Annotated in this window: 15 protein-coding genes; 13 read left to right on the forward strand and 2 right to left on the reverse strand. The window is 43.1% G+C overall.

The window, feature by feature from the left end:
- The first annotated feature begins 8 nt into the window (after positions 1 to 8).
- From nuoG to FTU35_RS02000, 11 genes are all read left to right on the forward strand, one after another.
- On the forward strand, positions 9 to 2693 hold the full coding sequence (gene nuoG / locus FTU35_RS01950; RefSeq protein ID WP_131261530.1) for an NADH-quinone oxidoreductase subunit NuoG: 2685 nt from the start codon (positions 9 to 11) through the stop codon (positions 2691 to 2693).
- Between the two features lie 3 nt (positions 2694 to 2696).
- On the forward strand, positions 2697 to 3716 hold the full coding sequence (nuoH, locus tag FTU35_RS01955; RefSeq protein ID WP_004975457.1) for an NADH-quinone oxidoreductase subunit NuoH: 1020 nt from the start codon (positions 2697 to 2699) through the stop codon (positions 3714 to 3716).
- A gap of 18 nt (positions 3717 to 3734) precedes the next feature.
- Entirely contained in the window at positions 3735 to 4277 is a 543-nt protein-coding gene (gene nuoI, locus FTU35_RS01960; RefSeq protein WP_004975460.1) for an NADH-quinone oxidoreductase subunit NuoI, read from the forward strand.
- Positions 4277 to 4795 carry an NADH-quinone oxidoreductase subunit J gene (nuoJ, locus tag FTU35_RS01965; RefSeq protein ID WP_171062597.1) on the forward strand — a complete coding sequence of 173 codons (519 nt, stop codon included), beginning with the start codon at positions 4277 to 4279 and terminating at the stop codon, positions 4793 to 4795. The genes nuoI and nuoJ overlap by 1 nt, the downstream gene beginning before the upstream one ends.
- Positions 4795 to 5103, forward strand: a complete 309-nt coding sequence (gene nuoK / locus FTU35_RS01970) for an NADH-quinone oxidoreductase subunit NuoK (protein ID WP_004975463.1) — start codon at positions 4795 to 4797, stop codon at positions 5101 to 5103. Before nuoJ ends, nuoK begins: the two co-directional genes overlap by 1 nt.
- A complete protein-coding gene (gene nuoL, locus FTU35_RS01975; protein WP_180064451.1) occupies positions 5100 to 6995 on the forward strand; it encodes an NADH-quinone oxidoreductase subunit L in 1896 nt (631 codons plus the stop codon). The genes nuoK and nuoL overlap by 4 nt, the downstream gene beginning before the upstream one ends.
- A 1-nt stretch (position 6996) precedes the next feature.
- Complete coding sequence (gene nuoM, locus FTU35_RS01980) at positions 6997 to 8610, forward strand: NADH-quinone oxidoreductase subunit M (protein ID WP_004975471.1); 1614 nt, start codon at positions 6997 to 6999, stop codon at positions 8608 to 8610.
- A 3-nt stretch (positions 8611 to 8613) separates the two neighbouring features.
- Positions 8614 to 10107: an NADH-quinone oxidoreductase subunit NuoN gene (nuoN, locus tag FTU35_RS01985; protein ID WP_179989664.1), complete on the forward strand. Its 1494-nt coding sequence runs from the start codon at positions 8614 to 8616 to the stop codon at positions 10105 to 10107.
- A 126-nt stretch (positions 10108 to 10233) separates the two neighbouring features.
- The gene (gene upp / locus FTU35_RS01990) at positions 10234 to 10869 is read left to right on the forward strand and encodes a uracil phosphoribosyltransferase (RefSeq protein ID WP_004975475.1); all 636 of its coding nucleotides are present in this window, start codon (positions 10234 to 10236) and stop codon (positions 10867 to 10869) included.
- An 81-nt stretch (positions 10870 to 10950) separates the two neighbouring features.
- Positions 10951 to 11244 (forward strand): cold-shock protein, encoded by a 294-nt coding sequence (locus FTU35_RS01995; RefSeq protein WP_004975478.1) that lies wholly within the window; start codon positions 10951 to 10953, stop codon positions 11242 to 11244.
- 86 nt (positions 11245 to 11330) lie between these two features.
- Positions 11331 to 11912 carry a cold shock domain-containing protein gene (locus FTU35_RS02000; RefSeq protein ID WP_179994129.1) on the forward strand — a complete coding sequence of 194 codons (582 nt, stop codon included), beginning with the start codon at positions 11331 to 11333 and terminating at the stop codon, positions 11910 to 11912.
- A 34-nt stretch (positions 11913 to 11946) separates the two neighbouring features.
- Here the strand turns inward: FTU35_RS02000 and gigC are convergent, their stop codons facing one another.
- A complete protein-coding gene (gene gigC / locus FTU35_RS02005) occupies positions 11947 to 12828 on the reverse strand; it encodes a LysR family transcriptional regulator GigC (protein ID WP_180064452.1) in 882 nt (293 codons plus the stop codon).
- An 85-nt stretch (positions 12829 to 12913) separates the two neighbouring features.
- On the opposite strand from gigC, the gene FTU35_RS02010 reads away from it, so the two are divergent.
- Positions 12914 to 13675 (forward strand): ferredoxin--NADP reductase, encoded by a 762-nt coding sequence (locus FTU35_RS02010; protein WP_179994130.1) that lies wholly within the window; start codon positions 12914 to 12916, stop codon positions 13673 to 13675.
- Between the two features lie 4 nt (positions 13676 to 13679).
- Complete coding sequence (locus FTU35_RS02015) at positions 13680 to 14354, forward strand: hypothetical protein (RefSeq protein ID WP_180064453.1); 675 nt, start codon at positions 13680 to 13682, stop codon at positions 14352 to 14354.
- A 138-nt stretch (positions 14355 to 14492) separates the two neighbouring features.
- Here FTU35_RS02015 and FTU35_RS02020 read toward each other — a convergent pair whose 3' ends face one another.
- Positions 14493 to 14915 carry a hypothetical protein gene (locus FTU35_RS02020; protein WP_004975486.1) on the reverse strand — a complete coding sequence of 141 codons (423 nt, stop codon included), beginning with the start codon at positions 14913 to 14915 and terminating at the stop codon, positions 14493 to 14495.
- Positions 14916 to 14946 lie beyond the last annotated feature (31 nt).

Here is a 14946-nt window from a genome sequence, read left to right on the forward strand (position 1 = left end):
ATTCGACTATGGCTACAATTCATGTCGATGGAAAATCGTACGAAGTCAATGGCTCGGAAAACTTGCTGCAAGCATGTTTGAGCCTTGGGATCGACATTCCGTACTTTTGTTGGCATCCATCCTTAGGTTCTGTCGGTTCTTGCCGTCAATGTGCCGTGACCCAATATGCGAACCCTGAAGATACTCGTGGTCGCTTGGTGATGTCATGTATGACACCTGCTGCTGACAATACCTATATCTCGATTGAAGACAAGGAAGCAACTGAGTTCCGTGCTTCAATTGTAGAGTTCTTGATGACCAACCACCCACACGACTGTCCAGTCTGTGAAGAAGGTGGTCACTGTCATTTACAAGATATGACTGTAATGACACAGCACGATCGTCGTCGTTACCGCTTTACTAAACGTACTCACTATAACCAAGAGCTTGGTTCGTTCATCGCGCATGAAATGAACCGTTGTATCGCGTGTTATCGTTGCGTGCGTTACTACAAAGACTATGCAGGCGGTACAGACTTTGGTGTCTATGCCAACGCATCACGTGTTTACTTTGGTCGTCCTGAATCGGGTACTTTGGAATCTGAATTCTCAGGTAACTTGACTGAAGTCTGTCCAACAGGTGTATTCACCGACAAAACTCACTCTGCGCGTTATAACCGTAAGTGGGACATGCAGTATGCGCCTAGCGTATGCCAAGGCTGTTCTTCAGGTTGTAACATCTCTCCGGGTGAGCGTTATGGCGAATTGCGTCGTGTAGAAAACCGCTTTAACGGTGAAGTCAACCAATACTTCCTATGCGATAAAGGTCGATTCGGTACAGGTTATGTGAACCGTGAAGATCGTCCACGTCAGCCTCAGTTCCGTAACGGTGCGAGCGTAGAAACCGTTTCTGTAGATGCTGCACTTGATACGATTATTGCCAAAGTTCAAGGCAAAAAAGTTTTGGGTATTGGTTCACCGCGTGCATCGCTTGAATCAAACTTTGCTTTGCGTGAGTTGGTTGGCCAAGACAACTACTCAACAGGTTTATCGCAAAAAGAGCAAAACTTGGTTGAACTTGCAGCTTCAATCATGCAAACCGAAGGGATTTACAACCCGGGTATGCGTGAAATTGAAGACTACGATGCTGTGTTAATTTTGGGTGAAGATTTAACCCAAACTGCACCACGTATGGCGTTGTCTGTTCGTCAAGCGGCGAAAAACAAAGCCAAAGAAATGGCGGCAGAGCGTCGTACGCCAGATTGGTTGGCTGAACCTGTGCAACGTATTGCGCAAGATGCAAAATCACCAATTTACATTTTGGCTGCAACGCAAACTCGTTTAGCTGATGTCGCAACAGGTGAAGTGGTTGCTTCTCCAAATGATATCGCACGTTTAGGTTTTGCCATTGCTGCTGCGGTTGCAGGTGACGTGATCACAGGTTTAGATGACGATGCGAAAGCATTTGCACAAACCATTGCTGACACGTTAAAAGCTGCGAAAAAACCATTGGTGATTTCAGGTACAAGCTTACTAGACGCTGCCATTATGGAAGCGGCTGCACAAGTGGCACAAAACTTGGGTGAAAACGCAGGTTTAAGCTTAACTGTGCCAGAAGTGAACTCAATGGGCTTGGCTATTTTTGGTGGTCAAAGCTTAGAGCAAGCATTTGCGCAAGATTACGATGCTGTGATTGTGGTTGAAAATGACTTATATCGTCGTTTACCTGCAGTACAAGTCGATGCAGCTTTAGCGAAAGCACAAGATGTCATCGTGCTAGATCATGCTGAAACCGCAACTGTGCAAAAAGCCAATATCGTACTTTCTGCAGCAAGCTTCGCGGAAGGTGATGGTACGGTGGTGAGTCAGGAAGGTCGTGCACAACGCTTCTTCCAAGTTTATGACCCAAGCTACTACAAACCTGAATTGGCGATTAAAGAATCTTGGCGCTGGTTACACGCACTTGAAACAGGCTTAAAAGGCAAAGCAATTGCTTGGACTGTTTTAGATGACGTGATTGAATCTGTAGTGAAGAATGTTCCAGCACTTGAAGCAATTCAAGATGTTGCACCAGATGCAGGTTTCCGTGTACATGGCTTAAAAGTTGCGCGTGAACCACGTCGTTACTCAGGTCGTACCGCTATGCGTGCACCGTTATCCATTCACGAACCAAAACAACCTGTCGATGTAGATTCAGCATTAACATTCTCTATGGAAGGTTATGTGGGTAATCAAACGCCAGCGGCACTTGTACCATTTGCTTGGTCTGCAGGTTGGAACTCGCCACAAGCTTGGAACAAATTCCAAGACAACGTGGGTGGTCACTTAAAAGGTGGTGACGCAGGTATTCGTTTATTCGACCGTTTGGCGAAACGTCCTGCACGTAGCTATGTTGCACCTGCACCAGTACTTGCAAATCCAGACAGCTTCCGTTTAATTCCAATGCATCACATTTTTGCATCGGGGGAATTTACGGTGAAAACTCCTGCAATGGAATCACGTATTCCTGAAGCAGTATTTGCTGTAGGTACGCAGGATGCGCAGCGTTTGAATCTACAAGATGGTCAAACAATTACTGTACAAGCAGGCGAAACATCTATCGTGTTGCCAGTACAAGTGATTGAATATTTACCTACAGGTTATATTGGCTACCCAATTGGTCTTGCACCAACGGTATCTCTTGCAGAGCCTGTTTCAGTCGCGGTAGGAGTGTAATTCATGCAACAAGAATTAATCCGTCAGACGCCGCTGTGGGCTGAGAACTGGCCAATTGCCTATTCAGTCATTCAAGCGATTGTCATCTTACTGGTTGTGGTATTGATTGCTGCACTCATGTCTTTTATTGAGCGTCGTTTACTGGGCTTATGGCAAGACCGTTATGGTCCGAACCGTGTAGGTCCAGGCGGTATGTTCCAGATTGTTGCCGACATGCTGAAAATCATGTTCAAAGAAGACTGGACACCAAAATTTGCCGACAAACTTACGTTCCGTATGGCACCAGCAGTTGCAATGGCAACTGCGGTACTGTCGTTCATGGTTATTCCTGTATCACCTTATTTAGGTGTGGCAGACATGAGCATTGGCCTGTTGTTCTTTATGGCAATGGCAGGTATCGCAGTGTATGCGGTGTTATTTGGTGGTTGGTCATCAAATAACAAATACGCATTGCTTGGTGGTTTACGTTCAGCCGCTCAAACCATTTCTTATGAAGTGTTCTTGGGTATTTCACTCATGGGTGTGGTTGCTATTGCAGGCTCATTCAACATGCGTGAAATTGTTGAAGCGCAACGTGATGTTTGGTTTGTGATTCCACAATTCTTAGGTTTCTTGATTTTCGTGGTTGCAGGCGTTGCGGTAACTCACCGTCACCCATTTGACCAACCAGAAGCAGAACAAGAATTGGCTGAAGGTTATCACGTCGAATATGGCGGTATGAAGTGGGGGATGTTCTTCGTTGCAGAATATGTCAACGTGGTACTGATCTCTGCGCTTATCGTGACTCTATTCTTCGGTGGATGGCTAGCGCCGTTTAACCTTGAAATTCCATTCATTCCAGCAGCTTTCTGGTTCATTATCAAAACAGCATTCTTTGTGATGATGTTTGTCTTGGCTCGTGGTTCTTTAATGCGTCCGCGTTATGACCAAGTGATGAACTTTGGTTGGAAAATTTGCTTGCCATTGGCGCTTGTTAACCTTTTGGTAACTGGTGCTGTGATTCTTATGAATCATTCGGCCTAAGACAGCAGGGAGAACAATATGTTTAAGTTTCTAGCTGGGTTTGGGTCAATTGTACGTTCACTGTGGATGGTTTTCTCGCACGTGACACGTAAACGTGACACCATTTTGTATCCGGAAGTACCAGCCGAAGAAATTGTACCTCCACGCTTCCGTGGTCGTATTGTGTTAACACGCGATCCAGATGGCGAAGAGCGTTGTGTAGCATGTAACCTCTGTGCAGTTGCTTGTCCAGTTGGTTGTATTTCACTGCAAAAAGCAGAACAGGAAGATGGTCGTTGGTACCCAGAGTTTTTCCGTATCAACTTCTCACGCTGTATTTTCTGCGGTATGTGTGAAGAAGCATGCCCAACGACTGCAATTCAGTTAACACCTGACTTCGAGTTAGGTGAATATGTGCGTCAAGACTTGGTGTATGAGAAAGAACACTTACTCATTTCAGGTCCTGGTAAATATCCTGACTACAACTTCTACCGTGTAACGGGTATGGCTGTTACAGGTAAAGACAAAGGTCAAGCGCAACGTGAAAGCGCACCTATTGATGTACGGAGTCTATTACCATGATGTGGCCGTTTTACTTGATGGCACTCGTGGCCATTGTTTCTACGGTTCGTGTAGTGACTAACGCGAACCCAGTACATGCTTTATTAAGCTTGATCGTGTCATTACTTGCGGTTGCAGGCATGTTCATGATCGTGGGTGCACCATTTGCTGGTGCCTTGGAAATCATTGTTTATGCGGGTGCGATCATGGTCTTGTTCGTATTCGTGGTGATGATGCTCAACCTTGGTCAGCAAACTGTTGAGCAAGAGCGTAAATGGTTGACTTCATCAACTTGGGCATACCCAGCTTTGATGAGCTTCCTAATTGGTTTGGTTTTAGTGTGGTCATTAAGCTCAGACTACACTGCACCAAGCGCGCTTATGGGCACCGAAATGGTGGGTCCAAAAGCAGTGGGTCAAGCACTCTTTACTCAGTACTTATTGTTGGTTGAAGTTGCCGCAATGTTATTACTTGCAGCTTTGGTTGCAGGCTTCCACATCGGTAAACGTGAACCAAGTGCAGAAGAGGAAAAAGAATAATGGGCAACATCCCTTTAGAACATGGTTTGATTGTCGCGACCATTCTTTTTGCACTCGGTTTTTACGGTGTGATGGTGCGACGCAACCTACTATTTATTTTAATGGGCCTTGAAATCATGATGAACGCTGCGGCATTGGCGTTTGTCTTGGCTGGTAGTGCATGGGTACAACCAGATGGTCAGATCATGTTTATCTTGATCTTGACACTTGCTGCGGCAGAGGCGTGTATCGGTCTTGCGATCGTCCTTCAGTTCTATCATCGCTTCCATCATTTGGATGTGGATGCTGCTAGTGAGATGCGCGGATGAGTTATTTATATCTAACAGTATTGTTTCCGCTCATTGGTTTTATCCTTTTAGCGGCAGGGCGTAACAACTTACCTGAAAAAGTTGCTGCGATTATTGGCGTAGGTTCAGTGGGTCTGTCTGCATTATTTGCGCTAATTGCAGGCATGGACTTTGTGAACAACGGTTCGGTTGCAACGACTCAACATTTATGGACTTGGTTCAATGTGGGTGGTTTTGCACCTGCGTTTAGCTTGCACTTAGACGGTTTATCTTTGCTCATGCTGGGCATGATTACAGGCGTGGGTTTCTTAATTCACATCTTTGCATCATGGTATATGCGTGGTGAAGAAGACTTTGCACGTTTCTTCTCTTACTTCAACTTGTTCGTTGCGAGCATGTTGCTGTTGGTTTTAGGCGATAACTTAGCGTTATTGTTCTTAGGTTGGGAAGGTGTAGGTCTGTGCTCTTACTTGCTGATTGGTTATTACTACCAAAACCCTGCAAATGGTTTTGCAGCAATCAAAGCATTTACCGTAACACGTGTGGGTGACGTTTTCTTATTGATAGCATTGTTCTTGTTGTATCAACAATTCGGTACCTTGAATACACAATACATCGTAGAAAATGCAGCCAATGTGATGACTCAAAGCTCATCTATCACCATTTGGACAGCGTTAATGTTGTTCTTAGGTGCTGCGGGTAAATCTGCACAAATTCCATTGCAAACTTGGTTAGCTGACGCGATGGCAGGTCCAACACCTGTATCTGCATTGATCCACGCTGCAACCATGGTAACTGCAGGTGTTTACTTATGCTGTCGTATGTTCAGCGTATTTGAACTAGCACCAGAAGTGATGTTGTTCATTTCTATTACAGGTGCGGTGACCTTACTAGTTGCTGGTTTTGCTGCATTGGTTCAAACCGACATCAAACGTATTTTGGCTTACTCAACTATGAGTCAGCTCGGTTATATGTTTATGGCGGTAGGTGCTGAAGCGTATCAGGCAGGTCTATTCCACATGCTAACTCACGCATTCTTCAAGGCATTATTATTCTTGTCTTCTGGTGCTGTGATTTTGGCTTACCATCACGAACAAAACATTTTCAAAATGGGCGGCTTGTTCTACAAGAACAAATTCCTATTTGCATGTTTCGCAATTGGTGGCGGTGCATTGGCAGCGATTCCATTCTTGACCATTGGTTTCTTCTCAAAAGACGCTATTTTGGCAGCAGTTTGGACGCAAAGTCATATCGCAGGTATTCCGCTATATAACACCTTATATTGGGTGGGTGTAGCAGGTGCATTCTTAACGTCAATTTATACATTCCGCTTAATTTGGGTTGTATTCTTTGGTAAAGAAAACACACCGTATCACGAGATCAAAGGCGCAACTTACTGGTTCCCATTGGCAGTGCTTGCAGTACTTTCAACTGGTTTAGCGATTGTATTAAAAGCACCAGTGATGAGCATTCTTGATGCTGCAAAAATCCCAGCATTTGTGATTCCTGAAGCATTAGAAGCAGATGCACATGGTGCAGAGTATGTTGCAATTGGTGTGGCTTTGGCTGGTTTAGCTGTAGGCGTGGTGTTATTTGCCTTTGCTTACAACGCTGTAAAAGGTTTCGCGCAAACTTCATTGGGTGCGGGTCTTGCCAACATTTGCCGTAATGCACTTGGTTTCGATGCGTTGTATGACATCGTATTTGTAAAACCATTCTTGCTGATTGCCAAACTATTAGGTCGTGATCCAGTTGATGGTATGTGGTTGGTACTGCCTGCACTGGTGAAAGGTGGTCATAGCTTCACAAGTTCACGTCAAACAGGTTCATTGCGTGAGTACGCATCAAGTATGGCACTTGGTGTAGTGGTCTTACTAATGATCTTGATCGTGATTCAGGTCGTGGGGAAATAAGATGGATACTCCAAACAATTTAATTCTACCCGCGCTGATCCTTGTTCCGTTCATTGCAGGTTTTATTTGCTGGTTGGTCGATAAACTCGACGATAAATTACCGCGTTACATTGCTTTAGTGGGCATGCTTGTTACTTTGGGCTTAACTGTCGCATTGTGGCAAGGTGCTAGCTATAACTATGAATTAGGCGCTCAAGTTCCGACTTGGTCGGCTGAATTTATGCTGCCTTGGATTCAAACCCTAGGCATCAACATTCACTTAGCGGTGGATGGCTTATCTTTACTCATGGTGGGTTTAACTGCATTACTGGGTATTTTAGCGGTAGGCTGTTCATTTGGTGAGATTCAAAAGAACGTCGGTTTCTTCCACCTTAACCTTTTATGGTCTTTGGGTGGGGTAATTGGCGTATTCCTTGCGATTGACTTGTTCCTGTTCTTCTTCTTCTGGGAGATGATGCTTGTACCAATCTACTTCCTGATTGCGTTATGGGGTCATAAAGGTTCAAATGGTCGTTCACGTGTTTACGCTGCAACCAAATTCTTTATCTACACGCAAGTTGCTGGTTTAATCATGTTGATTGGTATCTTAGGTCTAGTGATCTATGGATACATGATGTCAGGTACTATTTCATTCAACTACAACTATTTATTGGCTGTAGCGAATACACTTGACGCACAATTACCAGCAGTCGCTTATGCCTTCATGATCTGTTTATTCATCGGTTTTGCGGTAAAACTTCCAGTTTTCCCATTACACGGTTGGTTACCAGATGCACACGCACAAGCGCCTACAGCGGGTTCTGTCGACCTTGCAGGTATTTTGATTAAAACTGCGGCATACGGTTTATTACGTTTCGTGATTCCATTCTTCCCAGCGGCTTCTGCTCAGTTTGCAGACATCGCCATTATTTTGGGTTTAATTGGTGTGTTCTACGGCGCGTGGTGTGCTTTCCAGCAAACCGATATGAAGCGTTTACTTGCCTATACCTCAATTTCGCACATGGGCTTCGTATTACTTGCAATTTATGCAGGTAATATCCTGACTTACCAAGGCTTAATGATCATGATGTTGGCACATGGCTTGTCATCTGCTGCATTGTTCATTATGTGTGGTCAAATTTACGAGCGCGTACATACACGTGACATGCGTTTAATGGGCGGTATTCGTGGTCAATTCCAATACCTTTCATTCTTCCTGATGTTCTTTGTGGCTGCGTTAGTCGGTATTCCTGGTTTAGGTAACTTTATTGGTGAATTCCTGATTTTGATGGGTTCATTTGAACAGTTCCCAGCCTTCACAATTATTGCGGCAATCAGCTTAGTTTTTGCAGGTGTTTACGGTTTAATCCTGATTCACAAAGCTTTGTTTGGTGTACCAAATGAAGAGCAAAAACAGCACTATGCAAATCCGTTAAAAGATTTAAATGCACGTGAAGTTGTGATTCTTTCAATTTGTGCGCTGGGTCTAGTATGGCTTGGTCTGTATCCACAAACCTTCCTTGATATTTCAAATTCAAGTATGGCGTGGTTAGCAAATAGCTACATCCCAGTTCAAGAAGTAGTTGAAGTTACGCAAGAAGTAACAGCTCAACTCGAAAATGTGGAGATCCAATAAGCCATGAACTTCACAATGTCATTTTCTGAGCTTATGCCTTTAGCTCCTGTGATGATCGTGGCTTTAACTGCGATTATCGTGATGATCCTTACTGCAATTAAGCGTAACCATAACTTAATTGCTACAGCATCAGTGGTGGGCTTGAACCTCGCTGCTGCTTACCTTTTACTCATGATGTTTGGCGGGAATTTTGCTCCTGCCAGCGTGATGGGCATGTTTATGATTGATCCGTTCACCTTGTTATATCAACTGGTGATTCTGATCGCTGCATTGGCATGTTCTACTTTGTCACATGCGTATATTGAAACGTATAAAGACAACCGCGAAGAACTCTATATCTTAATGTTGTGTTCAGTGGCGGGCGCTATGTTGATGGTGTCAAGTTCGCACTATGCATCGTTCTTCATTAGCCTTGAGTTAATGTCAATTCCTGTTTATGGCTTATTGGCATATACCCACCAGCGTTCTAAATCTTTAGAAGCGGGTGTGAAGTACTTAGTATTGTCTGCAACTGCATCAGCAATGTTGCTTATGGGTATGGCGTACATTTATGCGTACACAGGTTCATTGTCGTTCTATGACTCTGTTCAAGCATTAATGCAAAACATCCAGCAACCTTTGGTAATTTTAGGTTTAGGCTTAATTGTCTTTGCTGTGGCATTTAAACTGTCTTTGGCGCCATTCCACAAATGGACACCAGACGTTTATGACGGTGCGCCTGCACCAATCGCAACCTTCCTTGCGACTGCAGCGAAAGTAGCAACCATTGGTTTGTTCGTGCGTTACATTTTGGGTTCAGGGGCAATCCTGATCGACTCGATTGTAACTATCATGACCATTATTGCCGTGCTTTCAATTTTGGTGGGTAACTTCCTTGCTGTACGTCAAGTGAACTTGAAACGTATTTTGGCTTACTCATCAATTGCACACTTTGGTTATTTGTTGATTGGTTTGATCAGCATGACTTATGCAAGCTTGGGTAATGTCAGCGTTTATGTGATTACCTATGTCTTGACGACTATTGGCGCGTTTGGTGCAGTGGCATTAATGTCTAGCCCATACAACAACGTAGCAGAAGCTGAAAGTTTGGCTGACTACCGTGGTTTGTTCTGGCGTCGTCCAGTATTGACTGCTGTATTAACCGTGATGATGCTTTCTCTTGCGGGTATTCCACTCACTGCAGGCTTCATTGGTAAGTTCTTGGTAGTGATGGCTGCGGTCACGACTCAGCACTGGTTCTTAGCTGCGATGATCATCGTAGGTTCAGGTATTGGTTTGTACTACTACTTGCGCGTTATGGTGGTGATGTATATGACACCGCCAGATGAACCAAAAATGGACGCTGTTGATCATTGGGGTCAAAAAGTGGGCGGTATTATGGTATTGGCTGCAGCTTTAGCGGTATTGGTGATTGGTGTTTATCCAGACCCAATTATCAAAATTGCACTTGAAGCTGAAATTTTGTCACCAATCCATTTCATGCTGTCACAGCAATAATTTGAAAGAAGTTTAACTTTCAGTCAAAAAGCCTTCATAAATTGAGGGCTTTTTGGTTTATATACACAATAAAAACAGCATATAATAAAATGATATTTGCTTTTCTTTCCTTTTAGGTGTTCTCCCGTGGCTATTCATGAAATCCGACATCCGCTTATTCGTCATAAATTAGGGCTATTACGTCGTGCTGATATCAGCACCAAAAACTTCCGTGAATTGGCACAAGAAGTCACCATGTTGCTGACTTATGAAGCGACCAAAGATTTGCCTATGGTCGAGCACGAAATTGCGGGTTGGAATGGTGCAGTCACTGTAGACCGTATTGCGGGTAAAAAAATTACGGTTGTGCCTATTTTACGTGCAGGTATTGGCATGTTAGATGGTTTCTTAAACTTGATTCCAAGTGCCAAAGTGTCTGTACTTGGCTTGGAACGTGATGAAGAAACTTTAGAAGCGCGTACGTACTACAAAAAATTAGTACCAGATGTACAAAACCGTATTGCGATGATTATTGACCCTATGCTTGCCACAGGTTCATCTTTAGTGGCAGCGATTGATTTGCTCAAAGCCAGTGGTTGTAAAGACATTCGTGTGATGGTTTTGGTTGCAGCGCCAGAAGGCATTCAACGTGTAGAAGCCGCGCATCCAGATGTGGTGATCTTTACTGCATCGGTAGATGAAGGTTTAAACCAAGATGGTTATATTGTGCCTGGCTTGGGTGATGCAGGCGATAAAATTTTTGGTTCAGTGCAAAAAGATTAAGCCGAATGTCGGTGAAAAAGAGGCATTAACTGCCTCTTTTTTATATACTCATATAAAGTGCAGCTCGTAAAAGGTTAAGCCATGAAATCTGAACAATATCAAGGGAAAATCAAACAATATAATGCCGAAAAAGGCTATGGATTTATTGCCGCACCTGAAGGTGAAGTGTTTTTCCATATCTCGGATTTTCCTGCGGCTGAAGGCGAGCCAAAGCGCAATGATCGCGTTAAATTTAATGTGGTTCAAAATGGTGATCGTTATAAAGCCATTAATATTGAACCTGTAGAAGATAAATCCAAAAAAGCAAAAAAAGCCAAAGCGGTTGCTGCGAATACGTCGATTACGTCTGCATTGTTATCAAACTTAAAGCGTTAGTTTTAAATGTTTTCATGCACAGAAAAGAGGCATTTTCGCCTCTTTTTTTGTACAATAATCAAAAATTAACGTGAAAAGAGTAATTTATGTTTTTAGAAGGGAAAATAAAAACTTATAACGAAGAACGAGGCTTTGGTTTTATTCAAATAGAAGGAGAGCCTAAAGATTTATTTTTTCATATTAAAGATTTTCCCAATAAAAATATTCCACTAAAAGTGGGAGAAAATCTAAAATTTCGTAAAGTAGAAGAAAATGGCAAGTTCAAAGCAGATAATATTGTCCGTCTAGATATTAAGGTTGCAGTCGAAAGGCATACACCTCAATCAAGGGCAATTCATACGACAAAGCAGAATCATAAAAGACAGCAGAAGTCTGAAAATAACTCATCCAATTTTGTGACTTATATGGGTATATTGATTATATTCGGCTTGGCTTATGCAGTATTTAATAAGTACCAAGCTTGGCAAAATAGTCAGCCTGAAGCTTTATCAGTACAAAAAGTAGTAGAAGTTCCTGTTGTTGAACAGAACTTTACTTGTGATGGGCGTGAGCACTGTAGTCAAATGACGTCTTACGAAGAAGCATTATTCTTTATACGAAATTGTCCAAATACTAAAATGGACGGTGATGGTGACGGCATACCGTGTGAGAGTCAGTTTAATCGCTAAAAAAAGAGTACCATCATCGGTACTCTTTTATAAACTATTTCGCGTCGCAAAACTTCATAAATGCCATTAAGCCAGGCCCTTGGTATTTCTGACGATGCACCAACATGAATAACGGGCGCGTCAGTTGCCAGAAAGGTGTATCTAAAATCACCAATTGACCTTTTTCTAGTAAAGGTTCAATCGCCAATCGTGAAATACACGACATACCAATCCCACCTGCGACAATTTTTAAAATCGCTTCGTTATGACCCAAAGTTAAACGAATATTGGCATCAGGCAGGTCTTTTAAAATTGCATTGTCAAACACTTCACGGGTACCTGAACCTTCTTCACGTAAAATCCACTCGGCATCTTCAAAATCTGCAATGCTTAAAGCACGGTTTAACTGCGCTAGAGGATGACTTGGCGCACAGCACACTGCAAGTTCATCATCACGCCAATGAATACATTGGAGTTGGGGTAAGTGACAAGAACCTTCAATCAGTGCTAAATCTAGCTGAAATTGGTTTACAGCTTCAATCATTTGGCGGGTATTGCCCACTTGTAACTGTAAATGCGCCTGCGGCTGAATTTGCAAAAAGTCTGCCATTAAATCAGGCATCAAATAGTCACTAATGGTAAGAGTTGCACCTAAACGCAAATCAATACTTTGTAGCTCGCCTTTAGCGGCTTGCTCAAATGCTTCACAACGACCCAAAATTTCTAAGGCTTGTGGCAATAAAAAACGACCTAAATCGTTCAGCTGTAGGCGCTTACCCAAACGGTCAAACAGTGGAGCGCCTAAGCCATCTTCCAAATCTGCTAAGGCCATGCTTGCAGCACTTTGGGTGAGTTTAACGGCATCACTGGCTTTGGTTACTGTCCCTTCTTGGGCAACTGCTACAAAAACCGCCAACTGGCGTAAAGTCATGCGCATGAATCAAGCCTTAACATTTAAAAAATATTCATAAATTACCCCGACATGCTAACATGAGCACAGTCTTTCATGCCACGCTCAAATCATGTCAATTGAAAAATTTACTTTAGAAAAAGTGCTTTCGGTTCATCGTTGGACCAACACCTTGTTTAGCTTCACCATGACCCGACCTGCGCATTTTAAATTTACCGCAGGGCAGTTTGCACGTATCGGGTTAAAAGTGGGCGATGAATTGGTAGTACGTGCTTATTCGGTGGTGTCATCACCCTTTGATGAAACTTTAGAGTTTTTCTCGATTGTCGTGCCAGATGGTGCATTTACTTCTAACTTGCAGCACCTTCAAGTGGGGGATGAGCTGTACTTGGAAAAAATCCCTTATGGTTTTTTGACCTTGGCGCGTTATCAGTTGCCTGCGCCACACGATTTATGGTTGTTGGCCACAGGTACAGGTCTTGCACCGTTTTTATCCATGCTGCAAGATTTTGAAACGTGGACAAAATATCAATATATCTATTTGGTTTATAGTGTGCGCACCGAAGCCGAATTAGCTTATGTCGATAAAATTCACGAAATTGCCGAAACTTTTGGCGAAGGGCATACAGGCTTTGAGTTTATCCCAATTATCACTCGCGACCCTCAAGCTGCTTTGCATGATCGTTTGCCTGTATTAATTGCGAATGGCGAACTGGAACAGGCTGCAGGCAGTGTACTCAACCCTGAAACTAGCCATGTGATGTTATGCGGTAACCCTGCCATGGTTGATGATACCAAAGAAGCCTTAAAAGCACGTGGTTTAACCATGAATCGCCGCGGGGAAGGTAATATTGCAGTTGAAAATTATTGGTGAGGATGTGATACAACTATTCAAATATCAACTGTTCAAATATATAGCCAGCGCAGGGCTGATGTTTATAGTCGCACAAACCGTACAGGCTGAAACGGTGGAAACTCAGGTTGCTGTGCAAGATCACGTACTCATTTATGATGGGCCACTTAGCCCTGAAGCCAACGCACGTGCAGCGGAATTACTTAAACAGTCAGATAAAATTGATACCTTAAAAATCAACAGTCGGGGTGGCGAGATCGGCTTAGGTATTGATTTGGGCAATTTGGTCTTTGACCATCAACTTAATGTAGAAGTTGCGCAGTATTGCTTTTCTTCTTGTGCCAATTATGTGTTTCCTGCGGGCAAAGTAAAATATTTAAACTTGCGTAGTCAGTTGGGTTGGCATGGTGGCAGTTTGCAAAAAATGCAATTTGAAAGTGCCGAAATGGAACAAATGTATAATGAATATATTGGCCCAATCCGTGCAAAGGAAACCGCTTTTTTTCAGAAAATTAAAGTTCAGCAAAGCTCAACCATTGCAGGGCAGACTCCTGAATATGAAAAATATCAAGACTGTGTCGGTTGGCGCTATACATCTAAGAAAATGCGAAGTTTTGGCATAGATCAGGTGCGTTTTAAGCAGGTTTTGTGGCTGCCTAAATCGAGTTTTGAAAATAAATGTATTTTCACAATTCGCTAAAAATTGGTTGTTGAGGTGATCTTCACCATTCATATAAAAACCTCATCTACAACGCTGCAGATGAGGTTTTTGCTTGGTGCGATTCAATTTTGAAAGCAACTTTTGAACGCAATGCTTGAAAGTGACTCTTCAAAGAAATTAGTGCACAAACATATCCATATATTCGCGGATTTCCTGAATCGCGCTATCGACATCGCTACTTAGCCAAGTCGGTTCAAAAAAACCTGCATAATGCTCTAAGCGCTCTTGAGGAACCACCAAACGCACAGGACATTCTTCTTCAAGTAAGCGCCACGGTAAAATTGGCACTTCATTATCCAGAAATGCAGCAATGTTGCGAATATCAATGATCATGGCATTCACACAATCTGGAAATGGCATGACCGAAAATTCTTCGGTACGACGACGGAAATATTCCAAATCGCCCCATTTGAGCAGATAGCTGGGCTTGCTAAATTCAATAATACCAATGAGATGCCCATCACGGGTATAGTGCAAGGCACATTGATGAGTGACGTCAGTGTCAAGATCAAGCGATACACTTTGTTGACGATACGCCATAAAGTTCAAAGTACACAAAAAAACGGTACGT

The organism is Acinetobacter sp. YH12095 (assembly GCF_013419245.1).
In the GTDB taxonomy this organism is placed as follows: Bacteria; Pseudomonadota; Gammaproteobacteria; order Pseudomonadales; family Moraxellaceae; genus Acinetobacter; species Acinetobacter towneri.